The following is a 23,091-nucleotide window of genomic DNA, read 5'->3' as shown; positions in this document are numbered from 1 at the left end:
GAGGGCATGCCCTCCGCGAAGCCCCTCCGTCTCGCCAGCGTCAACGTCAACGGAGTGCGAGCCGCATTCCGCAAGGGCATGGGCGAGTGGCTCGCCGGCCGCGACGTCGACATCCTCGCCCTGCAAGAGGTGCGTGCCTCGACCGAAGACCTGCAGGGGCTGCTCGGCGACGAGTGGGACATCCTGCACGACCCGGCGACGGCGAAGGGCCGCGCGGGCGTCGCCATCGCGAGCCGCCGCCGCGCCCACATCCACCGGGTCGAGCTCGGCGCGGCCGACTTCGACACCGCCGGGCGCTGGCTCGAGGCCGACTACGAGGTCGGCGACCGCGTCATCACCGTCGTCTCGGCCTACGTCCACTCGGGCGAGGTCGACACCCCCAAGCAGGTCGAGAAGTTCAAGTTCCTCGACGCCATGGTCGAGCGCCTGCCGAAGCTCGCCGAGCACTCCGAGCTCGCGGTCGTCGTCGGCGACCTCAACGTCGGCCACCGCACCCTCGACATCAAGAACTGGAAGGGCAACGTCAAGCGCGCCGGCTTCCTGCCCGAGGAGCGCGCGTACTTCGACCGGTTCGTGGGCGCCGAGGGCGACGAGGCGTACAACGCGGGCGCCGGGCTCGGCTGGGTCGACCTCGGCCGGCGCGACGCCGGCGAGGTCCCCGGGCCCTACACGTGGTGGTCGCAGCGCGGCAAGGCGTTCGACACCGACACCGGCTGGCGCATCGACTACCAGCTGGCGACGCCCGCCCTCGCCGAGACGATGCAGCGGTACACGATCGACCGGGCGGCCGCCTACGACCAGCGATGGTCCGACCACGCCCCGGTCGTCGTCGACTACGCCATCTGACCCTGCCGCACCGCGGCCGCACACTTCGAAGGACCACCCCATGACGCCGAAGCCCCGCCTCTACTCGGGAATGCAGCCCTCCGCCGACTCGCTTCACGCCGGCAACTACATCGGTGCCCTCCTCCAGTGGAAGGAGTTGCAGACCACGCACGACGCCTTCTTCTCGGTCGTCGACATGCACGCCATCACCGTGGCGCAAGACCCCGCCGAACTCCGTGAGAAGACTCGCCGCACCGCAGCGCAGTACATCGCCGCGGGCATCGACCCGTCGAGCTCGACGCTGTACGTGCAGTCGCACGTGCCCGCGCACGCCGAGCTGGCATGGGTGCTCAACACCATCACGGGCTTCGGCGAGGCCGGGCGAATGACCCAGTTCAAGGACAAGTCGCAGAAGCAGGGCGCCGACGCGACGAGCGTCGGCCTCTTCGCCTACCCCGTCCTGATGGCCGCCGACATCCTGCTCTACCAGACCGAGATCGTCCCCGTCGGCGACGACCAGAAGCAGCACGTCGAACTCACCCGCGACCTCGCGACCCGGTTCAACGCCCGCTTCGGCGCCGGCACCTTCGTGCTGCCCGAGCCGGCGATCCAGCGCGAGACCGCACGCATCTACGACCTGCAGAACCCGACGTCGAAGATGTCGAAGTCGGGCGACACGCCGGCGGGCATCCTGTGGCTGCTCGACGAGCCCTCGGTCACCGCGAAGAAGATCATGCGCGCCGTCACCGACACCGACGGCGAGGTCCGCTTCGACCGCGAGCACAAGCCCGGCGTCTCGAACCTGCTCACGATCTTCTCCGTGCTCTCGGGCCGCAGCGTCCCCGAGCTCGAGCAGGAGTTCGCGGGCCGCGGCTACGGCGACTTCAAGAAGGCGCTCGCCGAGGTCGTCGTCGACGAGTTCGAGCCCATCCGGGCACGGGCGCTCGAACTGCTCGACGACCCCGCCGAGCTCGACCGCCTGCTCGGCGTCAACGCCGACCGCGCGAGCGAGGTCGCCGAGGCCACGCTCGCGACGGTCTACGACCGCATCGGCTTCCTCAGGCGCGCACGCTGACCATGCAGCCGGTCGCCCTGCGCACCGCGCGACTCGTGCTCGACCTCCCGGTCGAGGGCGATGTCGCGCGCGTCGCCGAGTACTGCACCGACCCGCTCTTCGAAGAGTACCTCACCACGCCGTGGCCGTACACCGAGGCGCACGCACGTGGATTCCTCACGGAGTATGTGCCGTCGGCGTGGTCGTCGGGCGGCGAGCTCACGTGGGCGCTCCGCGCCGAGCAGGGCGGTCCGCTGCTCGGGGTGATCAGCCTGCGCACCGATGCCCGCGAGGTCGGCTACTGGCTCGGGTCCGAGCACCGCGGTTCGGCCTACATGACCGAGGCGCTGCTCGCCGTCTGCGAGTGGGCGTTCGCCGAACTGCCCGGCACCGAGACGGTGACCTGGCGGGCCAACGCGGGCAACGTCGGCTCGGCGATGGTGGCGCGTGCGGCCGGGTTCCGCAGCACGACGACGCCCGAGACGACGGTCCCCGGGCGCGACGGCGCCGATCTCGTCGGGTGGTCGGGCGAGCGCGGGGCGACCCCCGACGCCGACGCGTACGAGAGTTGGGCGCCGCTCCTCGGCGGTGCCGCGTGACGATCACGAACCGTCGCCCGGGCGACGAGGCGACGGCCCCGACGCCGGTCGTGCTCTTCGACCTCGACGACACGCTCATGGCGCACCGCGAAGCGGTGGCCGCCGGAATCGTGCTGCACATGCGCGAACGCGCATAAGACGCATCGACCGGCGCCCGCGACGAGCCCTCCGGCGACCCGGTCGCGGCCGCGCAGCGGCTCTGGCACGAGCTCGAAGAACAGCACTACCACGAGTACCTCGCCGGGCGGCTGACCTTCGAGGGGCAGCGTCGGGCCCGCGCCCGAGACTTCGCCCTCGCGCACGGCGATGAGCTCGACGAGCTCGCGGCCGGAGCGTGGTTCGACCGGTACTTCGAGCGGTACCGCGAGTCGTGGGCCCTGCACGCCGACGCGCTGCCGGCCGTCGATCGACTCGGCGACGACATCCCCGGGGTGCGCGTCGGCGTCATCACGAACGGCGAGCTCGACTTCCAGCTCGCCAAGCTCGACCGCCTCGGCATCCGCGAGCGCTTCGCGCACGTGGTCGCCTCCGGTGCGGTCGGCGTCACGAAGCCCGACCCGGCGATCTTCGAGCTCGCGGTCGGCCTCTTCGCGGCCGAGCATCCGGTGTCGTGGGTCGCCTACGTCGGCGATCGCCTGGCGACCGACGCGATCGGCGCGGCACGGGCCGGACTCATCGGCGTGTGGCTGAACCGCTTCGGCGTCGAGCCGAGCGCCGAGGAGGCTGCCGACGCCGAGACCGTCGGCGTCATCGAGATCGCCTCGCTCGACGAGCTCTCGGCGGCCCTCCGGCCGCACCTGCGAGGCTGAAGCGCCGAGGCGGGCGACCGTTCGGATCCACGACCGCGCCGCGCGGCCGACGCCCGCGGGGAGCGGGTGCCCAGTACCGACACCGACGACGAGGACGGGCCGAGCGCACCCCCATGCGCCCGGCCCGTGAATCCACCGTAACCCGCGGTGGGGGTGCTCGACGTCAGACGACGTCGCCGTCGACCCAGTCGAGGGTCTTCGAGACGGCCTTCTTCCAGTTGCGGTCGAGTCGCGCACGCTCGGCCTCGTCCATCGACGGGGTCCAGCGCGTGTCCTCCTGCCAGTTCTGGGCGAGCTCGTCGAGGCTCGACCAGAACCCGACCGCGAGGCCCGCGGCGTAGGCCGCGCCGAGCGCGGTCGTCTCTGCCACGACCGGCCGCACGACCGGCACGCCGAGGATGTCGGCCTGGAACTGCAGCAGGGTGTCGTTGGCGGTGGCGCCGCCGTCGACGCGGAGCTCGGTCAGGTCGACGCCGGCGTCCGCGTTCACGGCCTCGATCACGTCGCGCGTCTGGAAGGCGATCGCCTCGAGCGCGGCGCGGGCGATGTGGCCCTTGTTCACGAAGCGCGTGAGGCCGACGAGCGCACCGCGGGCGTCGGGCCGCCAGTACGGCGCGAACAGGCCCGAGAACGCCGGCACGAAGTACGCGCCGCCGTTGTCCTCGACCGACTTCGCCAGCTCCTCGACCTCGGCGGCCGAGGAGATGAGTCCGAGGTTGTCCCGGAGCCACTGGATCAGCGAACCCGTGACGGCGATCGAGCCCTCGAGCGCGTAGTGCACCGGCTGGTCGCCGAGCTTGTAACCGACGGTGGTCAGCAGTCCGTTCCTCGAGTGGACGATCTCCTCGCCCGTGTTGAAGATGAGGAAGTTGCCCGTGCCGTAGGTGTTCTTCGCCTCGCCGGTCGCGAACGCCGCCTGCCCGAAGGTCGCGGCCTGCTGGTCGCCGAGGATGCCGGAGATGGGGGTCTCCCGCAGCAGCGAGTGCTCGTTCGCGGTGCCGTAGACCTCCGACGACGACTTGATCTCGGGAAGCATCGAGCGGGGAACCCCGAAGACGCCGAGGATCTCGTCGTCCCACTGGAGGGTCTCGAGGTCCATGAACATCGTGCGGCTCGCGTTCGTGACATCCGTCGCATGCACACCGCCGTCGACGCCACCCGTGAGGTTCCACAGCACCCAGCTGTCGGTGGTGCCGAAGAGCAGGTCGCCGGCCTCCGCCTTCTCGCGCGCGCCGGGCACGTTCTCGAGGATCCAGACGACCTTCGTGCCCGAGAAGTAGGTCGCGAGCGGCAGGCCGACCTTCGCCTTGAAGCGCTCGACGCCGCCGTCGGCGGCGAGGCGGTCGACGATCGGCTGCGTGCGGGTGTCCTGCCAGACGATCGCGTTGTAGACCGGCTCGCCGGTCGTCCTGTCCCACACGACCGTGGTCTCGCGCTGGTTGGTGATGCCCACCGCGGCGATGTCGTGGCGCGTGAGGTTCGCCTTGCCCAGGGCCTGGCCGATCACCTCGCCCGTGTTGCGCCAGATCTCGGCGGCGTCGTGCTCGACCCAGCCCGCCTTGGGGAAGATCTGCTCGTGCTCGAGCTGCCCGGTCGAGACGATCGATCCGGCCTTGTCGAAGATGATCGCGCGCGACGAGGTCGTGCCCTGGTCGATCGCGAGTACGTAGTCAGCCATCTGAGAACTCCGTTGCTGTCAGTGAATGGTGAGGGGTGAGGGGTGGATGCCTCGGGCTCAGCCGAGGATCGGGAGCAGCGGAACCGCGGCGAGACCGGCGAGCACGCCGCCGATGATCGGGCCGACGACCGGCACCCAGGAGTACGACCAGTCGCTGCCGCCCTTGCCCTTGATCGGCAGGATGGCGTGCGCGATGCGGGGGCCGAGGTCGCGGGCGGGGTTGATCGCGTAGCCGGTCGGGCCGCCGAGCGAGGCGCCGATCGCGATCACGAGGAACGCGACGGGGATCGCGCCGAGCTCGGCCGGGGTGCCGCCGTTGGTGAAGCCGATGATGACGAAGACGAGCACGAAGGTGCCGATGATCTCGGTGACGAGGTTCCACCCGTACGAGCGGATCGCGGGGCCGGTCGAGAACACGCCCAGCTTGTTGGCGGCCTCGGGCTCGGCGTCGAAGTGCTGCTTGTACGCCAGCCAGCAGAAGATCGCGCCGAGGAAGGCGCCGATCATCTGGGCGCCGATGTAGGTGAGCACCGAGAGCGCATTCACCGGCACGCCCGAGCCGAACTCGGTGGCGCCGTTCGCGACGAGGCCGAGGGTGACTGCCGGGTTGAGGTGCGCGCCCGAGGCGTACGACACGATGACGCCGGCGAAGACCGCGAGGCCCCAGCCGATGTTGACCATGAGGAACCCGCCGCCGAAGCCCTTGTTCTTCGCGAGGGCGACGTTCGCGACGACGCCGCAGCCGAGGAGGACGAGCATCGCCGTGCCGACGACTTCCGACAGGAACACGAGACCGAGATTGTCCACGTTGACCTTCTTTCTGAGAGAGCGAGCCGATCGGCCCCGATGAAACGTATCCGCCGAAATGGCCGGTACCGGGCGTTTCGGCGTGCACATCCGTGCAGATTCATCGGGGCTCGGCCGGCAGCGGGCCGCGCCTGCGCCTCGAGGTGGGGCTCGTCAGACGAGCGGCGCGGGCTCGGCGAGCGCGACCCCGTGGCGCTCGGCCAGGAGGGCGCGCGTGGCCGCGATCTCCTCGGCTCGGCGGTCGGCGCTCCACCCGAGCACGCCGCCCGCGAGCTCGGCGAGCTCGACGAGGAGCTCGGCCGTCACCGCACCGGTGAACGCGATGCTCGTGCGTCGCAGCACGACGTCCTGCAGGTGCACGACGCGCTCGTCGCGGACGAGCCAGGCGATCTCCTGGCGGCTGTAGCCCGCGTGGTGCGCGAGCGGCTCGTCCTGCTCCCCCTCGATCTCGGCGAGGAATGCGGTGGCCCGGGTGCCGTACCGCTCGAGCAGCTCGTCGGCGCGGGCGCGGCCGACCTCGTCGCCGTGCGACACGAGCCACACGCGACGGGCATCGTCGTTCGCCGGGTAGCCGGCGCCGCCGCCGATGGCCAGGCCCTTCGTCGACACGGTGCGCGGCGCCCCGATGAGCGCGAGGACCTCGTCCGAGAGGTGCTCGGCGAGCGCGCGGAAGGTGGTCCACTTGCCGCCGACGAGGCTCAGCACCGTGGTGCCGGGGCGGCCCGGGGCATCCGCCCGCTCGATGCGGTAGTCGCGCGAGACGAAGCCCGGCTGCGTGTCGTCGTGGCGCGGCAGCGGGCGCACGCCCGAGAAGCGGTAGACGATCTGCGAGCGGTCGACGGCGATGCTTGGGAAAACGTGCGCGATGAGGTCGAAGAAGTAGTCGACCTCCTCCTCGGTGCAGATCGCGGGCTCGCGAATGTCGTGCTCGAGGTCGGTCGTGCCGACCATGACCCTGCCCTTGAGCGGATAGATGAGCACGATGCGCCCGTCCTCGTGCTCGAAGAAGATCTCGCGTCCGGCGGTCGCGGCATGCAACTCGGGGTGGTCGAGCACGATGTGCGAGCCCTTGGTGCCGCCCATGAACCGGGTCTCGTTGCCGAGCTCGGAGTTCGTGAGGTCGGTCCAGGGCCCCGAGGTGTTGACGACGACGTCGGCCGCGATCGAGAACTCCTCGCCGGTGGTGGTGTCGCGCAGGCGCACGCCCGTGGCGTCGTGGCCGACCGCCTCGAGGTAGTTCGCGGCGCGGGCGTGGGGGCCGGCGGCGAGCCCGTCGAAGAGCACGTCGAGGGCGAGGCGCTCGGGATCGTGCATGCTCGCGTCGTAGTAGGTGGCGGTGTACTTCACGCCGGGGTTCAGGGCGGGGAGCTCCTCGAGCGAGCGCTTCGCGCCGTGGAACCGGTGGCGGGGCACCGAGCCGCCGTCGCGCGAGAACGCGTCGTAGATCGTGAGGCCGGCCTTGATGAGCGCGGCGCCGCGCTCGGTGGGCTTGCCCGACTTGTGGGTGAGGAATCGCAGCGGCGCCGAGAGGATGCCCGAGAACGTGGAGAAGATCGGCACGGTCGTCTCGAGCGGCTTCACGTAGTGCGGCGCGATGCGGATGAGGCCGTTGCGCTCCTCGACCGACTCCTTGACGAGGCGGAACTCGCCGTTCTCGAGGTACCGGATGCCGCCGTGGATCATGTGCGACGACGCGGCGGAGGCGCCCGAGACGAAGTCGCCGCGCTCAATGAGCACGACGTCGACGCCCTGCAGGGCGAGGTCGCGGAAGGTCGCGATGCCGTTGATGCCCGCGCCGATCACGAGCACGGATGCCTCGGGGCGGGCGCGGAGGGCTGCGATCTCCTCCCGGGTCGACGGTGCCTCGCCGTGGTGCGTGGGGCGGTGCTGGTTCGTCGATTGCGTTGACATCGCTGTCCTCTCGGATCTGGCGCGGCTTGCATGAGCCTGCCGGGTGTGGATGAATACATCGTGAACACGCCAGCACGAACTTGCAAGGCGCGTGAACATATGTGCAAGGTAGGGGCCATGATCGACAAGGAGATCCTCGCGACGATCGACGTCGACGAGGCGGTGCCGGGCAAGACCCGTGACGCGCTGCGCGCAGCGCACCTGTACTACATGCAGGACCTCACGATGGACGCCATCGCGCACGAGCTGCACACCTCGCGTTCCTCGGTGTCGCGGCTGCTCAGTCACGCCCGCGCGAGCGGGCTCGTCGAGATCTCCATCCACTCCCCGCTCGACCTGCCGAGCCGCATCGAGCACGAGATCCTCGAGCGCTTCGAGGTGCAGGCGCACGTCATCCCGGTGCCCGACCATGCGAGCGACGTCGACCGGCTCGACCGCGTCGCGCTCTCGGCTGCACGGATTCTCGGCCGCTTCATCGACTCGAACCTCACCGTCGGCCTCGCCTGGGGGTCGACCATGGGCGCGATGAGCCGGCACCTCGTGCCGAAGGCGACGCACAACTCGGAGATCGTGCAGCTGAACGGGGCGGGCAACCTGCGCACGACCGGCATCGTCTACGCGAGCGAGCTGCTGCGCCGCTTCGGCGACGCGTTCGGCGCCCGCGTGCAGCAGTTCCCCGTGCCCGCGTTCTTCGACGACCCGGCCACGAAGCAGGCGTTCTGGCGCGAACGCTCGACGCAGCGCCTGCTCGACCTGCAGGGCCGGCTCGACCTCGCGCTGTTCGGCATCGGCTCGCCGTTCGCCGAGGTGCCGAGCCACGTCTACCAGGGCGGCTACCTCGAGCGGGCCGACTACGAAGCGCTCAGCCGCGACGGCGCGGTCGGCGACGTCGCGACGGTGTTCTACCGCGCCGACGGCTCGACCGAGGGCATCGCGCTGAACGCCCGTGCGACCGGGCCCGACTTCCAGACGCTGCGGCGGGCGCCGCGGCGCATCTGCGTGGTGTCGGGGCGGGCGAAGCTCGCGGGCCTCCGCGGCGCGCTCGCGGCGGGCCTCATCACCGATCTCATCGTCGACGAGGGCACGGCGCGCGCGCTCATCGAGCAGCCCGCCGCCTGACCGTCGATCCATCGAGTGGGCGGATATGGGCCTCCCCAGGGCTCGGGAGGTTCATTTCCGCCCACTCGATGGGGTGGAGACGGCGCGGCGGGTCGCCTGGCGACGCGGGAATAGGACGGCGTCCCGTGCGTTGACCTACAATCGACACGAGAAACGTGCTCCGGGGTCGGTGTAATTCCGAGCCGGCGGTGACAGTCCGCGAGCCGGGCGCGTTCGATCGCGAGGTCGAATGTGCACGGTTGAACTGGTGGAACTCCAGTACCGACGGTGAAAGTCCGGATGGGAGGCGGCACGTGTCGGCTGCGCTGCGCGCCGCCGACGACGCGGTGGCGACACCGCGGAACCAGCCGAGCATTCCCGGAGCCTTGGACACGAGGACGAGGAATGGCGAGCGCTGACCATCAGGCGGCTGCGCGGCCCGCAGCGGATGCCGCGGCGATGCGCCGCGCGCTCGAGCTCGCCGAGCGCGGCCCGGCCGCCGGAGTGAACCCCCGCGTCGGCTGCGTGATCCTCTCGCCCGAGGGCGAGGTGCTCGCCGAGGGCTGGCACCGCGGCGCCGGCACGGCGCACGCCGAGGTCGACGCGCTGTCGAAGCTCGCGCCGGGCGCCGCCGCCGGCGCGACGGCCGTCGTCACGCTCGAACCGTGCAACCACACCGGGCGCACCGGTCCCTGCGCGGTCGCACTCGTCGACGCCGGCGTCGCACGCGTCGTCTACGCCGTCGGCGACCCGGGCGACCGCTCCTCGGGCGGCGCCGCGCGCCTCCGCGCGGCCGGCGTCGAGGTGACGTCGGGGGTGCTCGCCGACGAGGTCGAGGCCCTGCTCGACGACTGGCTGTTCGCCGCCCGCCACCGGCGGCCCCGCGTCATCGTGAAGTGGGCCTCGAGCCTCGACGGCCGGGCTGCCGCGGCCGACGGCACGAGCCGGTGGATCACGGGGGCCGCCGCGCGCCGCGACGTGCACCGCCGTCGAGCCGCGGCCGACGCCATCGCCGTCGGCACGGGCACCGTGCTCGCCGACGACCCCGCGCTCACCGCGCGCGACGATGCGGGCCGGCTGCTCGAGCACCAGCCCGTGCCCGTCGTCTTCGGACGTCGCCCCGTGCCGGCCGATGCCGTGCTGCACGCCCACCCGCACGAGGCGGTGCTCCTCACCGGTGCCGACCTCGCCGCCGACCTCGAAGAGCTGCAGCGCCGGGGCATCCGCACGCTCTTCGTCGAGGGCGGCCCGACCCTCGCGAGCGCCTTCGTCGCCGCGGGGCTCGTGGACGAGCTGCTCGTCTACCTCGCCCCCGCGCTCATCGGCGGGCCGATGCTCGCCCTCGGCGACCTCGGCATCGCGACGATCGCCGATGCCCGCCGCTACGACTTCGCCGCCGTCGAGCGGCTCGGCGACGATCTGCTGCTCGTCGCCCACCCGGCCCCGGCCGGCCCACAGGAAGGGAACTGACATGTTCACCGGAATCATCGAGGAGCTCGGCCGCATCGCGGGCGTCGAGCGCAACGCCGACGCCGCGCGGCTGACGGTGCACGGCCCGCTCGCCGTCGAGGGCGTGAAGCACGGCGACTCGATCTCGGTGTCGGGCGTCTGCCTCACGGTGGTCGAGTTCGACGCGCAGGGCTTCACCGCCGACGTGATGGCGCAGACGCTCGCGATGTCGACGCTCGACGGGGCGCGCGAGGGCCTCGCGGTCAACCTCGAGCGCGCTGCGAAGGTGGGCGACCGCATCGGCGGGCACATCGTGCAGGGTCACATCGACGGCACCGGGCGGGTGCTCGAGATCCGGCCGGGCGAGGCCTGGCGGGTCATCCGCTTCTCGCTCGACCCCGAGCACGCGCCGCTCGTCGTCGACAAGGGCTCCATCGCCGTCGACGGCGTCTCGCTCACGGTGAGCGCGGTCGGCGCCGACGACGCCGGCGACTGGTTCGAGGTCTCGCTCATCCCCGAGACGCTCGCGGCGACGACCCTCGGCGAGCGCGCGGTCGGCGACCGGGTGAACATCGAGACCGACATCCTCGCGCGGCAGGTGGCGCGGATGCTGCGCTTCGAAGAGCACCGCACGCTGCCGTCGTCCGTGCCCGCGACGAGCGGGGGTCTCGCATGAGCCTCGCCACGATCCCCGAGGTGCTCGACGCGCTCCGCGCCGGCAAGCCGGTCATCGTCGCCGACGACGAGGCCCGCGAGAACGAGGGCGACGCGATCATGGCCGCCGAGTTCGCCACCCAGGAGTGGATCGCGTGGATGGTGCGCAACACGAGCGGCTACCTCTGCGCGCCCATGCCGAACTCGGTCGCCGACCGCCTCGAGCTGCCGCTCATGGTCGAGCGCAACCAGGACGCGCGCTCGACGGCGTACACGATCTCGGTCGACGCCGCCGACCGCAACTCCACCGGCATCTCGGCCACCGAGCGCGCGCACACCCTGCGGGTGCTCGCCGACCCCGGTTCGACGCCCGAGCGGCTCATCCGGCCCGGACACGTGATCCCGCTGCGCGCGGTCGACGGCGGCGTGCGCGAGCGAGCCGGTCACACCGAGGCCGCGGTCGACCTCATGCGCCTCGCCGGCCTCTCGCCCGTCGGCGTCATCGGCGAACTCGTCGAGGACGACGGCGAGATGATGCGCCTGCCGGGGCTCATCGCGCTCGGCGAGCGCGAGGGGCTGCCCGTCACGACGGTCGCCGCCCTCATCGAGTGGCTGCGCGAGTGGCACGAGGGCGACGACCTCGACGCCGGGGCCGCCGCGGCGGTGCCCGAGTCGTCGCCGGTCGCCTTCGAGGTCGAGACCATGCTGCCGACGGAGCACGGCGACTTCCGCGTGCGGGCCTACCGCGACCGCGGCACCGGCGCCGACCACGTCGCGATCATCGTCGGCGACCCCGGGTCCGATGAGCAGGGCGCCGTCGTGCGGGTGCACTCCGAGTGCCTGACCGGCGAGGCGTTCGGCTCGCTGAAGTGCGAGTGCGGACCGCAGCTCGACGCCGCGCTCGAGGAGATCCAGCGCCGCGGCGGCGTCGTGATCTACTTGCGCGGGCACGAGGGCCGGGGCATCGGCCTCATCAACAAGCTGCGGGCCTACCGCCTGCAGGAGGACGGCCTCGACACCCTCGACGCGAACCTCGCGCTCGGCCTGCCGATCGACGCGCGCGATTACACGGCGGCGTCGGCGATCCTCGCCGACCTCGGCGTCGAGCGGGTGCGCCTGCTCACGAACAACCCCGACAAGGTGCGCCAGCTCGAGGCGCACGGCATCGAGGTCGCCGAGCGCCTGCCGCTCGTCGTCGGCGTCGGCAGCGTGAACACCGGCTACCTCGACACCAAGCGTCGCCGCATGGGCCACGCCATCGAAGACCAGCAGCTCGCGGACGCCGCGGCTGAGACCCTCCTGGAAGGACACGCATCATGAGCGGACACGGCTCGCCCACCCTCGACATCGACGGCACGGGCCTCAGGGTCGTCATCGTCGCCGGCAGCTGGCACGAGGAGATCTCGAACGGCCTCATCGCCGGAGCGACGCGCACCCTCGAGGCGGCCGGCGCCGAGTTCGAGCTCGTGCGGGTGCCCGGCAGCTTCGAGCTGCCGGTCGTCGCCAAGGGCGCACTCGAGGCCGGGGCCGACGCGGTCGTCGCGCTCGGCGTCATCATCCGCGGCGGCACGCCGCACTTCGAGTACGTCTCGGCCGCGGCGACCGACGGGCTCACCCGTGTCGCGCTCGACACGGGCAAGCCGGTCGGCTTCGGCGTGCTCACCCTCGACGACGAGCAGCAGGGCCTCGACCGTGCGGGCCTTCCGGGCTCGAAGGAGGACAAGGGTCGCGAGGCCGCCGAGGCCGCCATCGCGACGGTCCGGGCGCTGCGCGCGCTCTGAGGCGGCAGGGCGGGCGGCGCGCCGTCCGTCGTTCGGGATTCGACTTCGACGCAGCGTAGAACCGACTACACTCGGCACCATGGAGACCCTGCGCCACATCGTCGTGTTCGTTCACCTGATCGGCTTCGCCGTGCTGTTCGGCGCCTGGGTCGTCGAGGCGGTGAACCGGCGCTACCAGGTGACCCGCCTCATGAACTACGGGCTCCTCATCGCGGGCGTCGCCGGTCTCGCGCTCGCGGCGCCGTGGGGCATCGAGTACGACCTGAACTACATGAAGATCGGCATCAAGCTCGTCGTGCTCATCGCGATCGGCGCGCTGCTCGGCATCGGCTCGGCGCGCCAGCGCAAGAACGGCTCCGTGCCGCCCGCGATCTTCTGGTCGATCGGCATCCTCACCGCGCTCAACGCCGCCATCGCGGTCATCTGGCGGTAGTCCGCCCCGAATGTGTCAGGATGCCCCGAGCCGCGAGCGGCTCGGGGCATCCGCCGTTTCGGCACCGCCGTTCGTCGCAGCATCCGCACCGTTCGTCGCACGCCCGACCCCCGCTCGCGGGGTCGCGGTGAGAACCAGGCGTAGTGTAGGCGGGTTGCCACAAGCGACGATTCCACCCCCACTGCCTCACGGGCAAGACGCCAGACCGACGTGCCCCGAGCGCAGCGCCTTCCCGCAACCCTGGAGTCTTCGCCAGCGATGTCAGCATCACCCGCGGCCCCGTCCGCACCCAGCACCACGGCCGCCCCGGCCAATCCCCGCAGCCGCGTGATCCTCGCGAGCCTCATCGGCACGACGATCGAGTTCTACGACTTCTACGTCTACGCGACCGCCGCCGTGCTCGTCTTCCCGCACCTGTTCTTCCCCACGGGCGACCCGACGACCGCGCTCCTCTCCTCCTTCGCCGTGTTCGGCGCCGCGATGGTCGCCCGCCCGCTCGGCGCGATCGTGTTCGGCCACCTCGGCGACAAGCACGGCCGCAAGGCGACCCTCGTCGGCGCATTGCTCACGATGGGCATCGCGACCTTCCTCATCGGCGCGCTGCCGACCTACGAGGCGGTCGGCTGGCTCGCCCCGCTCCTCCTCGTCGTGCTGCGCATCGCACAGGGCTTCGCCCTCGGCGGCGAGTGGTCGGGGGCGGCGCTCGTCGCGACCGAGAACGCGCCGGCCGGCAAGCGCGCCTGGTACGGCACCTTCCCGCAGCTCGGCGCGCCGATCGGCTTCATCATCGCCAACGGCCTGTTCCTGATCATCGCGGCGCTGCTGCCCTCGGACGACCCGACGATGCCGTCGCAGGCGTTCCTCGACTGGGGCTGGCGCATCCCGTTCCTCTTCTCGATCGTGATGGTCGCCGTCGGCCTCTGGGTGCGCCTGCGCCTCGTCGAGTCGACGGCGTTCCAGACCGCGTCCAAGCGCGGCAAGCTCACGCGCCTGCCGCTCGCGAGCGTGTTCAAGCACTACTGGAAGCAGCTCATCCTCGGCACCTTCTTCATGCTGGCGACCTACGTGCTCTTCTACCTGATGACGACGTTCTCGCTGAGCTACGGCCGCGCGGCGGTCGAGCCGGCCGACGGCGCCCTGCCCGGACTCGGCTACTCGTACAACACCTTCGTGCTGATGCTCATCGGCGGCGTCGTGTTCTTCGGCATCTTCACGCTGCTGTCGGGCCCCTGGGCCGACCGATGGGGCCGCCGCAAGACGCTCATCTGGGTCACGGTCGCGATCATCCTGTTCGGCCTCGCGTGGGTGCCCCTGCTCGGCGCGGGCTTCGTCGGCGTCATGGCCTGGCTCGTCGTCGGCTTCTCGCTCATGGGCATGACCTTCGGCCCGATGGGTGCTCTCCTGCCCGAGCTGTTCCCGACGAACGTCCGCTACACGGGCTCGGGCATCTCGTACAACGTGTCGTCGATCCTCGGCGCGGCGGTCGCACCGTTCATCGCGGTCGCGCTGTGGCAGGCCGGCGGCGGAAGCCCGTTCTGGGTCGGCATCTACCTCTCGGTGATGGGCGTCCTGACGCTCATCGCGCTGCTCGTCTCGAAGGAGACCCGCGACGTCGACTTCGACGAGGCGGGCCTCGAGTCCTCGGCGGTGCTGTAGCCCGCGGTTCGTCCGATCCGAAGGGCGGATGCCTCCCCACGGGCATCCGCCCTTTCGTCGTGCGCGACTGCCGTCGCCGGCGCTCGCCCCTAACATGGCGACATGCCCGTCGACGTGCTGCCCGGCCCCGCCCACCCCGCGATCCGCGTCTCCGAGGAGGTGCGCGCCGCCCTCGACGAGGGTCGAGCGGTGCTCGCGCTCGAGTCGACGATCCTGACCCACGGGCTGCCGCGGCCGCGCAACCTCGAGGTCGCGCTCCGCAGCGAGGCCGAGGTGCGGGCGCTCGGCGTCGTGCCCGCCACGATCGGCGTCGTCGCGGGCGAGCCGGTCGTCGGCCTGGCGGGCGCGGAGCTCGAGCGGCTGTGCACCGGCGACGACGTCGTGAAGGCGAGCGTGCGCGACCTGCCGATCGCCCGGGCGAAGCGCCTCGACGCCGGCACGACGGTCGCGGCGACCGCGTGGCTCGCGCACCGGGCCGGCATCCGGGTGATGTCGACGGGCGGCCTCGGCGGGGTGCACCGCGGCGCCGGCGAGAGCTTCGACGAGTCGGCCGACCTGCCGCTGCTCGCCGAGACGCCGATCACCCTCGTGAGCGCGGGCGTCAAGTCGATCCTCGACATCGCCGCGACGCTCGAGCGACTGGAGACGCTCTCGATCCCCGTCGTGGGCTACCGCACGAACCGGTTCCCCGGCTTCACGATCACCGACTCGGGCTTCGCGCTCGACTACCGGGTCGACTCCCCCGCCGAGGCGGCGGCGCTGGCGCTCGCGCGCGACGAGCTCGGCCAGCGCGCCGCGGTGCTCGTCGCGAACCCCGTCGCACCCGATCGGCAGCTCGACCCCGCGCTGCACGACCGGGTGCTCGCCGAATCGCTCGCGGCGGCGGCGGCTGCCGGGGTGACCGGCCACGACACCACGCCGTTCTTGCTCGAGCGGTTCCAGCGCGAGACCGGCGGCGCGAGCCTCGAGGTGAACCTCGAGGTCTACCGCGGCAATGTGGCCCTCGGAGCGGAGATCGCACGTGCAGTCGCCGGCTGACCGCGCGGCGGAGGCCCCGGCCGCCCCGCTCCTCGCGGTCGTCGGCGACCTCGTCGAGGACATCGTCGTGTGGGCGTCCGAGCCGGTGCGGCACGGCACCGACACGGCGGCCGGGGTGTTCCGCACGCGCGGCGGCAGTGCGGCGAACGTCGCGGCGCTCGCCGCCCCCCTCGTCGCCACGCGATTCATCGGCTGCGTGGGCCCCGATGCCGCGGGCGACGCGCTCGTGACGGCGCTCGAGGGGCGCGGCGTCGAGGTGCGGGTGCAGCGGCGCGGCACCACGGGCGCGGTGGTGCTCATCGTCGACCCCGAGGGCGAACGCACGATGTTCCCCGATCGCGGCGCGAGCGCCCTGCTCGAGGCCGTCGACCCGGCCTGGCTCGGCGACGTCGCGTGGCTGCACGTGCCGAGCTACGGCTTCGAGCGCGAACCGGCGCGATCGGCCGTGCTCGCCCTCGTCGCCGACGCCCGGCTCCGCGGCGTCGGCGTCTCGATCGACGCCTCCTCGACGGGGCTGCTGCAGGGCCTCGGCGTCGAGCACGTGATCGCGCTCTACGCCTCGCTCGCACCCGACCTGCTCTTCGCCAACGAGACCGAGGCCGCGCTGCTCGGCCTCGGCACCGACGAGCGGCGCACCGCCTCGGCCGCGGCGACGGTCGTCGTGAAGCACGGGCCGCTGCCGACGCAGGTATTCGAGGGCGGGCGGCTCGTCGCGAGCGTGCCGGTCGACCCGGTGCCCGGAGCACGCGACCTCACCGGCGCCGGCGACGCGTTCGCGGCGGGGTTCCTCGCGGCTCGCCTCGCGGGCAGCGGCGCCGTCGACGCCGCGCGGCGCGGCCACGCCGAGGCCGCCCGCGTCATCACGGCGCCGGGTGCCGCCGGCACGAACGTCAACCGGGATTGACGATTCTCCGAGGGTCAACTACGGTTGACGACATGGACGACCGCAGCATCCGCACCGCCATCGCGGCAGCCGACGGCGACGACCCGTACCGGGCGCTCCGCGAGCTGCACCGCGCGCGGGTCGAGCTCAACCGCGAGCTCGACCGCGCCGAGTCGCTCGCCGTCCGCCGCGCCCGGGCGGGCGGATCGAGCTGGCAGCTCATCGCGCTCGCCCTCGGGGTGTCGAAGCAGGCGGTGCACAAGAAGTACGGGCGCAGCTGAGGCGCGTAGGCTGCAATGCGGCGATGATGCGAGCGGCGGGGGCGCGAGGCATCCGACCGCCCTTCTCGTCAGGAAAGTGAGCATGAGCACCAGCGAGCCCCGAACCCGCCGCGACGAACGCAACGCGCGCACCGCGCGCACCCCGCGTCGCACCCCGTCCAGCCGCCGCACCTCCCCGTTCGCCCGTCGCGGCGGCGAGCAGCCGGCGGGCCCCCGCGCGACGTTCCGGCAGCTGCTGCCGTTCATCTTCGAGCACCGCCCGGTGCTCATCTGGGTCGCGGTGCTCTCCGTCATCGGCGCCTTCGCGAGCCTCGCCCAGCCGCTGCTCGTCAGCCAGGTCATCAACGTCGTCGAGGCCGGCGATCCCCTCGGCGGCATCGTCTGGGCGCTCATCGCGCTCGTCGTCGTCAGCGGCGTGATCTCGGGCTACCAGCACTACCTGCTGCAGCGCACGGGCGAGGGCGTCGTGCTCTCGAGCCGCAGGCGGCTCATCCACAAGCTGCTTCACCTGCCGATCGCCGAGTTCGACACCCGACGCACGGGCGACCTCGTCTCGCGCGTCGGCAGCGACACGACGATGCTGCGCGCCGTGCTCACACAGGGCCTCGTCGAGGCCGTCGGCGGCACCGTGACCTTCGTCGGCGCACTCGTCGCCATGCTCATCCTCGACCCCGTGCTGCTCGGCCTCACGGTGCTCGTCGTCGCGATCGCGATCACGACCGTCACCCTGCTGTCGCAGCGCGTGCGCGAGGCCTCGCACGCGGCCCAGGCGAAGGTCGGGGACGTCGCGGCCAGCGTCGAACGCGCCATCGGGGCCGTCCGCACGATCCGCGCCGCGGGCGCCACCGAGCGCGAGGTCACCGCCGTCGAGGCCGAGGCCGAGGGCGCCTGGCGCATGGGCGTGCAGGTCGCCAAGATCTCGGCGCTGATCGTGCCGATCGCGGGCATCGCGATGCAGGTCTCGTTCCTCGTGGTGCTCGGCGTCGGCGGTTACCGAGTGGCCTCCGGCGCGATCACGGTGGCGAACCTCGTCGCGTTCATCCTGTTCCTCTTCATGATGATCCTGCCGCTCGGCCAGGCGTTCGGCGCGATCACCTCGGTGAACCAGGCCCTCGGCGCGCTCGGCCGCATCCAGGAGATCCTCGACCTCCCCGACGAGGACGCGCACGACCGCGAGCTCGCGCCCCGCGCGCTCATCGTCGGCGACGCGAACGAGGGCCTCCTCCCCGACGCGGCGGCCATCGCCTTCGACGACGTGCACTTCGCCTACGCGTCGACGCCGCAGGACCCGGCCGACCCTGCGAACGACTCGCCCGACGAGCACCTTCCCGAACCGAACGTCACCGAGCGCCAGCCCGTGCTCCGCGGCGTCTCGTTCGAGGTGCCGCGCGGCCGGCGCATCGCGCTCGTCGGGCCCTCGGGCGCCGGCAAGTCGACGATCCTCGCGCTCATCGAGCGGTTCTACGACCCCTCGGTCGGCGCCGTGCGCATGGGCGGTCTCGACCTGCGCGCGCTCGACCGCAGCGAGCTGCGCGCCCAGATCGGCTACGTCGAGCAGGATGCGCCGGTGCTCGCCGGCACCCTGCGCGACAACCTGCTGCTCGGCTCGCCCGACGCGACCGACGCCGAGTGCGAGCACGTGCTGCGGGCCGTCAACCTCGGCGGCGTGCTCGACCGCGACCCGGCCGGGCTCGGCGCCGCGGTCGGCGACGACGGCATCATGCTGTCAGGCGGCGAGCGCCAGCGACTCGCGATCGCCCGCGCCCTGCTCGCCGCTCCCCCGATCCTGCTGCTCGACGAGTCGACGTCCTCGCTCGACGGCGTCAACGAGCGCATGATGCGCGAGGCGATCGACGCCGTCGCCGCCGGGCGCACGCTCATCGTGATCGCGCACCGGCTGTCGACGGTGATCGACTCCGACCGCATCGTCGTGCTCGACGGCGGTCGGGTCGTCGGCGAGGGCACGCACGCCGAGCTCGTCGACGCGGTGCCGCTCTACCGCGAGCTCGCCGAGCACCAGCTGCTCGTCTGAGCGCCGTCGCCCTCAGAGCCGGGATGCCCCGTGGCCGGCGCCACGGGGCATCAGCCTCAGGGCTGACCCGAGCGAACCTCAGTGCTCGCTCGGATGGATCCGCGACGCGTCCTTCGTAGCGTGGGAACCCGCATCCGGCACTGGATGCCCCCCGCCCATGCCCCACGGAGGATCCATCATGACCATCGCGACCGTGTCCGACGCGCGCGACCTCAGCCGCTTCGACGAACTGCCCGTCGAGCTCATCGACGAACTGCCCGACGCCGCGAGCGACGCCGCGCCGACCCGTCGCTCGGGACTCGGCAACTCCTTCGACCGGGTGCAGTCCGGCATCCAGGGGTGGCTGCGCCACTGGGAGCCGCTGCAGCTCCCGGCCTTCACCGCCGTGCGCGACGTCATGCCCGAGGACGACCGCGGCCGCAGCTCGCTGCACGCCGCACCCACCCGACCCGACGGCGCGGTGCGCCTCACCGCGAGCGTCTACGACCGGCCGAACCGCTCGGGCGGGCCGCTCGCCTGGTCGCGCAACTGGGCGAGCCTCGCCGTGCTGCCGCCGGCCCGCGAGGCCGGCCGGCTCTACTACCGCTTCAGCGCGGCGAGCCGCCTCGTGCTCGACGGCCAGGCCGAGCTCAGCCTCGTCTCGACGAGCGTCAACTTCGGCGTCGTCGCCGACGCGGCGAAGCAGAGCCCCTTCCAGACCGCGGGCTTCGCCACCCCGCTCGTGCGCCCGCTCGTGGGCGTGCAGTGCCGCGCCGACGTCGACGCCAGCGCCTCGCAGGTGTTCGAGGGCTCGATCGCCGTGCGCCAGGGCGACACCCCGGCGATGGCGTTCGTCATCGGCACCGACCTGCTGTTCGAGAACGGCTGGGTGCGCATGCACGAGGGCTCGAGCACGTGGATCGGCCCGAGCGAGGCGGGTGCGAGCGGCACGATCGAGTTCCGCTACGCCCCCGCGGCGATGCTGCGGCTGCTCGGCCACCTCGACGACCCGCACACCTTCGACTGAGGTCGAGCCGTTCGGGCAGGTTCAGCCCGTCGAGCCTCGTTCGACCTCCGCCCGCCGCGACCCCTCGCCGAGCGGCCAGGACCCCTGGATCCGGCCGTGGTGCGAGGTCTCGGGCGGGCGGAGTCGCACGAGCACGAACTCGCCGAGCTCGAGGCGCTCGCCCCGGTGCACCCGCCCGTGCCGCTTGGCGGTCACGTGCGGCCGGAACTCGAAGCGGGTGCGCACCGGCTCGACGCCCAGCTCCGCGAGCGCGGCGAGGGCGCGCGTGCGGAGGGCGGCGATCTCGCCGCCGTCGCGCACGAGCGACACGAGGATGTCACGGCGCGGGCCGAACATCGCGTCCTCGCCGACGCCGGCCGAGATCGGTCGGACGCCCGCGGCCGTCGCGACGTCGCCGAGCGCCGCGCCGAGGGCCTCGGCGTCGAGCCGGGTGTCGAACGGCTCGACCAGGGTCACGTGGAGCGGCCACTGCGCGACCGTGAACTCGTCGCCGACGGTGAGCGGCGAGAGCGGGAGCACGACGACGAAGCGCGCCATCCGGCGAGTCTATCCGGGCAGTGCGGCTACCCCGCCGGCGCGGCGGCCCGCTCGGCGCCGCCCGCATCGGCCTCGCCGTCGCCGACCGCGGCCGCCGGGCGCTGCCACGGCCAGCGCCCCGTGATCTCGACCGCGAGCGACCAGCTGAGGAACGTCCGGATCAGCACGATCAGGCCGAGGACGCCGACCGACTCGAGCGTCGGCGTCACGGCGACCGTGCGGATGATGTCGGCGGCGACGAGCAGCTCGAGCCCGATCAGGATGCCGCGCCCGAGCACCCGCCGGAAGCGCTCGTAGATCGGCCCGGTCCTGCGGATGCGCCGGATCGCGGCGTCGACCATCGCGTAGAGCACGCCGACGACGATGGCGACGACGCCGATGACGTCGATGATCTCGCCCGCCCGCGTGATGACCTGGCCGAACTCCATGTGGGGCCCTCCTGCCGCACACGCTAGCCCCGACCCGGCGGCGCAGGGCGGATGCGGCCCGCGTGGCGCGGAGGTGGAGGCGGAGGGGTGAGCGCCTGGAAGCGCAGACGACGAAGGGGCGGATGCCTCGCGGCATCCGCCCCTTCGCGGACGCGTCTTCCGAGCGCTACTCGGCGACGGGCGCCGTGGCGTGCTCGAGGTGGTAGCGCAGGCTCGCCAGCTCGGCCTTCAGGGCGGCCGGCACGCGGTCGCCGAACTGGGCGAAGTACTCGTCGGTGAGCGCGCACTCGGCGAGCCACGAGTCGCGGTCGACGTCGAAGAGCTGCTCGAGCGCTTCGTCGGTGATGTCGAGCCCGTCGAGGTCGAGCGAGTCGGCGGCCGGGAGCAGGCCGATCGGCGTCTCCACCGTGTCGGCGGTGCCCTCGACCCGGCCCACGATCCACTCGAGCACGCGCGAGTTCTCGCCGAACCCGGGCCAGAGGAACGAGCCGTCGGCGCCCTTGCGGAACCAGTTGACCTGGAAGATCTTCGGCGCGTTGGTGCCGAGGATGCGGCCCATCTTCACCCAGTGGCCCCAGTAGTCGGCCATGTTGTAGCCGCAGAAGGGCAGCATCGCGAAGGGGTCGCGGCGGAGCTCGCCGACGGTGCCCTCGGCCGCAGCGGTCTTCTCGGACGAGATGGTCGCGCCCATGAAGACGCCGTGCTTCCACGAGCGGGCCTCGGCGACGAGCGGCACGTTGGTCGCGCGGCGACCGCCGAAGAGGATCGCGTCGATCGGCACGCCGTCGTGGGCGTCCCAGTCGTCGGAGATCTGCGGGCACTGCGCTGCGGCGACCGTGAAGCGCGAGTTCGGGTGCGCGGCGGGGCGGCCCGACGCGGGCGTCCACGGGTTGCCCTGCCAGTCGGTGAGCTCCTCGGGGACCTCGTCGGTCAGGCCCTCCCACCAGACGTCGCCGTCGGGGCGGAGCGCGACGTTCGTGAAGATCGTGTTGCCCCAGAGGGTCTGCACTGCCGTCGGGTTCGTGGTCTCGCCGGTGCCGGGTGCGACGCCGAAGAAGCCGGCTTCGGGGTTGATCGCGTAGAGACGGCCGTCCTCGCCGGGTCGCATCCAGGCGATGTCGTCGCCGATCGTCTCGACCGTCCAGCCGGGGATGGTCGGGCGGAGCATCGCGAGGTTCGTCTTGCCGCACGCCGACGGGAACGCCGCGGCCACGTGGTACGACTTGCCCTCGGGCGAGGTGATCTTGATGAGCAGCATGTGCTCGGCGAGCCAGCCCTCGTCGCGAGCCATGACGCTCGCGATGCGCAGCGCGAAGCACTTCTTCGCGAGCAGCGCATTGCCGCCGTAGCCCGAGCCGAACGACCAGATCTCGCGCGAGTCGGGGAACTGCACGATGTACTTCTCGTCGTTACAGGGCCACTCGATCTCGGCGCGGCGGTGGCCGACGCCGTCGACGAGGGGGTAGCCGACCGAGTGCACGGTGCGCACCCACGGCTCGCCCGCCTCGATGAGGCGGTAGACCTGCTCGCCCATGCGCGTCATGATGCCCATCGAGAGCACGACGTAGGGCGAGTCGGTGATCTCGACGCCGAGCTGCGAGATCGGGCCGCCGAGCGGGCCCATCGAGAACGGCACGACGTACATCGTGCGGCCCTTCATCGAGCCGTCGAACACCTCGGTGAGCTCGGCGCGCATCTCGCGCGGGTCGCGCCAGTTGTTCGTGGGACCCGCGTCCTCCTCGTAGGTCGAGCAGATGAAGGTGCGGTCCTCGACGCGCGCGACGTCGGAGGGGTCGGTGCGCGCGAGGTAGCTGTTGGGACGCCACTCGGGGTTCAGCTTGATGAGCTTGCCCTCGGCGACGAGCTGCTTCTCGAGCAGGTCGGCCTCGTGCTGCGAGCCATCGCACCAGACGATCTCGTCGGGCTTCGTGAGACCGGCGATCTCGTCGACCCACGCGCGCAGGGCCGCGTCGGTCGTGCCGCGTCGCGCGTGCGATGCGGAGTCGGATGCCTCGGTGCCGATCGAGAACTCGGAGATGGTCATCGTCGTCCCTTCCAGTGGGTTCCCGGCGTGCGCCGGAGTGGTTCGTGTTTCCAGAATGCGCCGATTCGTGGCATCCGCGTGACCAAAT

Annotated in this window: 22 protein-coding genes, 1 pseudogene and 1 riboswitch; of the genes and pseudogenes, 17 read left to right on the top strand and 6 right to left on the bottom strand. The window is 72.1% G+C overall.

Features of this window, described 5'->3' with window-relative positions:
• The first annotated feature begins 6 nt into the window (after positions 1–6).
• From ACFVTH_RS13405 to ACFVTH_RS13385, 5 genes and pseudogenes are all read left to right on the top strand, one after another.
• Positions 7–846: an exodeoxyribonuclease III gene (locus tag ACFVTH_RS13405; protein ID WP_387091652.1), complete on the top strand. Its 840-nt coding sequence runs from the start codon at positions 7–9 to the stop codon at positions 844–846.
• 40 nt (positions 847–886) lie between these two features.
• Positions 887–1,900 (top strand): tryptophan--tRNA ligase, encoded by a 1,014-nt coding sequence (gene trpS, locus ACFVTH_RS13400; protein WP_387091649.1) that lies wholly within the window; start codon positions 887–889, stop codon positions 1,898–1,900.
• Positions 1,901–1,902: 2 nt separating this feature from the next.
• Complete coding sequence (locus ACFVTH_RS13395; RefSeq protein ID WP_387091646.1) at positions 1,903–2,478, top strand: GNAT family N-acetyltransferase; 576 nt, start codon at positions 1,903–1,905, stop codon at positions 2,476–2,478.
• Positions 2,475–2,615, top strand: a complete 141-nt coding sequence (locus ACFVTH_RS13390) for a hypothetical protein (RefSeq protein WP_387091644.1) — start codon at positions 2,475–2,477, stop codon at positions 2,613–2,615. The genes ACFVTH_RS13395 and ACFVTH_RS13390 overlap by 4 nt, the downstream gene beginning before the upstream one ends.
• A gap of 54 nt (positions 2,616–2,669) precedes the next feature.
• Positions 2,670–3,287: pseudogene (locus ACFVTH_RS13385) on the top strand (HAD family hydrolase); the annotation flags it as partial.
• 163 nt (positions 3,288–3,450) lie between these two features.
• Here ACFVTH_RS13385 and glpK read toward each other — a convergent pair.
• From glpK to ACFVTH_RS13370, 3 genes are all read right to left on the bottom strand, one after another.
• Positions 3,451–4,965: a glycerol kinase GlpK gene (glpK, locus tag ACFVTH_RS13380; protein WP_387091641.1), complete on the bottom strand. Its 1,515-nt coding sequence runs from the start codon at positions 4,963–4,965 to the stop codon at positions 3,451–3,453.
• A gap of 57 nt (positions 4,966–5,022) precedes the next feature.
• Complete coding sequence (locus tag ACFVTH_RS13375) at positions 5,023–5,772, bottom strand: MIP/aquaporin family protein (protein WP_387091638.1); 750 nt, start codon at positions 5,770–5,772, stop codon at positions 5,023–5,025.
• 153 nt (positions 5,773–5,925) lie between these two features.
• Positions 5,926–7,683 carry an FAD-dependent oxidoreductase gene (locus ACFVTH_RS13370; RefSeq protein ID WP_387091635.1) on the bottom strand — a complete coding sequence of 586 codons (1,758 nt, stop codon included), beginning with the start codon at positions 7,681–7,683 and terminating at the stop codon, positions 5,926–5,928.
• Positions 7,684–7,800: 117 nt separating this feature from the next.
• Between ACFVTH_RS13370 and ACFVTH_RS13365 the strand changes: the two genes are divergently transcribed.
• The 12 genes from ACFVTH_RS13365 to ACFVTH_RS13310 all read left to right on the top strand — a co-directional run bounded on the left by ACFVTH_RS13365 (position 7,801) and on the right by ACFVTH_RS13310 (position 19,994).
• Entirely contained in the window at positions 7,801–8,802 is a 1,002-nt protein-coding gene (locus ACFVTH_RS13365; RefSeq protein WP_387091632.1) for a sugar-binding transcriptional regulator, read from the top strand.
• Positions 8,803–8,953: 151 nt separating this feature from the next.
• Positions 8,954–9,099: riboswitch (FMN riboswitch) on the top strand.
• Positions 9,100–9,186: 87 nt separating this feature from the next.
• Entirely contained in the window at positions 9,187–10,251 is a 1,065-nt protein-coding gene (gene ribD / locus ACFVTH_RS13360; RefSeq protein ID WP_387091629.1) for a bifunctional diaminohydroxyphosphoribosylaminopyrimidine deaminase/5-amino-6-(5-phosphoribosylamino)uracil reductase RibD, read from the top strand.
• A gap of 1 nt (position 10,252) precedes the next feature.
• The gene (locus tag ACFVTH_RS13355; protein WP_387091627.1) at positions 10,253–10,906 is read left to right on the top strand and encodes a riboflavin synthase; all 654 of its coding nucleotides are present in this window, start codon (positions 10,253–10,255) and stop codon (positions 10,904–10,906) included.
• On the top strand, positions 10,903–12,204 hold the full coding sequence (gene ribA / locus ACFVTH_RS13350; protein ID WP_387091624.1) for a GTP cyclohydrolase II: 1,302 nt from the start codon (positions 10,903–10,905) through the stop codon (positions 12,202–12,204). Before ACFVTH_RS13355 ends, ribA begins: the two co-directional genes overlap by 4 nt.
• Positions 12,201–12,665, top strand: coding sequence for a 6,7-dimethyl-8-ribityllumazine synthase (ribH, locus tag ACFVTH_RS13345; RefSeq protein ID WP_387091621.1), 465 nt, complete (start codon positions 12,201–12,203; stop codon positions 12,663–12,665). The genes ribA and ribH overlap by 4 nt, the downstream gene beginning before the upstream one ends.
• A 79-nt stretch (positions 12,666–12,744) precedes the next feature.
• Positions 12,745–13,098, top strand: coding sequence for a Fe-S protein (locus ACFVTH_RS13340; RefSeq protein WP_387091619.1), 354 nt, complete (start codon positions 12,745–12,747; stop codon positions 13,096–13,098).
• Between the two features lie 258 nt (positions 13,099–13,356).
• A complete protein-coding gene (locus ACFVTH_RS13335) occupies positions 13,357–14,754 on the top strand; it encodes an MFS transporter (RefSeq protein WP_386937572.1) in 1,398 nt (465 codons plus the stop codon).
• Positions 14,755–14,856: 102 nt separating this feature from the next.
• Positions 14,857–15,792 carry a pseudouridine-5'-phosphate glycosidase gene (locus tag ACFVTH_RS13330; RefSeq protein WP_387091616.1) on the top strand — a complete coding sequence of 312 codons (936 nt, stop codon included), beginning with the start codon at positions 14,857–14,859 and terminating at the stop codon, positions 15,790–15,792.
• The gene (locus ACFVTH_RS13325) at positions 15,776–16,696 is read left to right on the top strand and encodes a carbohydrate kinase family protein (RefSeq protein ID WP_387091613.1); all 921 of its coding nucleotides are present in this window, start codon (positions 15,776–15,778) and stop codon (positions 16,694–16,696) included. The genes ACFVTH_RS13330 and ACFVTH_RS13325 overlap by 17 nt, the downstream gene beginning before the upstream one ends.
• Positions 16,697–16,728: 32 nt before the next feature.
• On the top strand, positions 16,729–16,956 hold the full coding sequence (locus ACFVTH_RS13320) for a hypothetical protein (RefSeq protein WP_386937577.1): 228 nt from the start codon (positions 16,729–16,731) through the stop codon (positions 16,954–16,956).
• An 82-nt stretch (positions 16,957–17,038) separates the two neighbouring features.
• Entirely contained in the window at positions 17,039–18,988 is a 1,950-nt protein-coding gene (locus ACFVTH_RS13315) for an ABC transporter ATP-binding protein (RefSeq protein ID WP_387091610.1), read from the top strand.
• A 178-nt stretch (positions 18,989–19,166) separates the two neighbouring features.
• The gene (locus ACFVTH_RS13310) at positions 19,167–19,994 is read left to right on the top strand and encodes a hypothetical protein (protein WP_387091608.1); all 828 of its coding nucleotides are present in this window, start codon (positions 19,167–19,169) and stop codon (positions 19,992–19,994) included.
• A gap of 21 nt (positions 19,995–20,015) precedes the next feature.
• Here the strand turns inward: ACFVTH_RS13310 and ACFVTH_RS13305 are convergent, their stop codons facing one another.
• The 3 genes from ACFVTH_RS13305 to ACFVTH_RS13295 all read right to left on the bottom strand — a co-directional run bounded on the left by ACFVTH_RS13305 (position 20,016) and on the right by ACFVTH_RS13295 (position 23,003).
• Entirely contained in the window at positions 20,016–20,531 is a 516-nt protein-coding gene (locus tag ACFVTH_RS13305; protein ID WP_387091606.1) for a 2'-5' RNA ligase family protein, read from the bottom strand.
• Between the two features lie 26 nt (positions 20,532–20,557).
• Entirely contained in the window at positions 20,558–20,959 is a 402-nt protein-coding gene (locus ACFVTH_RS13300) for a DUF1622 domain-containing protein (RefSeq protein ID WP_387091603.1), read from the bottom strand.
• A gap of 166 nt (positions 20,960–21,125) precedes the next feature.
• Positions 21,126–23,003 carry a phosphoenolpyruvate carboxykinase (GTP) gene (locus tag ACFVTH_RS13295; protein WP_387091600.1) on the bottom strand — a complete coding sequence of 626 codons (1,878 nt, stop codon included), beginning with the start codon at positions 23,001–23,003 and terminating at the stop codon, positions 21,126–21,128.
• Between the last annotated feature and the right edge of the window lie 88 nt (positions 23,004–23,091).

The sequence above is a fragment of the Agromyces sp. NPDC058104 genome, from assembly GCF_042884835.1.
GTDB lineage: Bacteria > Actinomycetota > Actinomycetes > Actinomycetales > Microbacteriaceae > Agromyces.
Note: the sequence above shows the minus strand (reverse complement) of the source record. Positions and strands in the feature narration are given on the sequence as shown.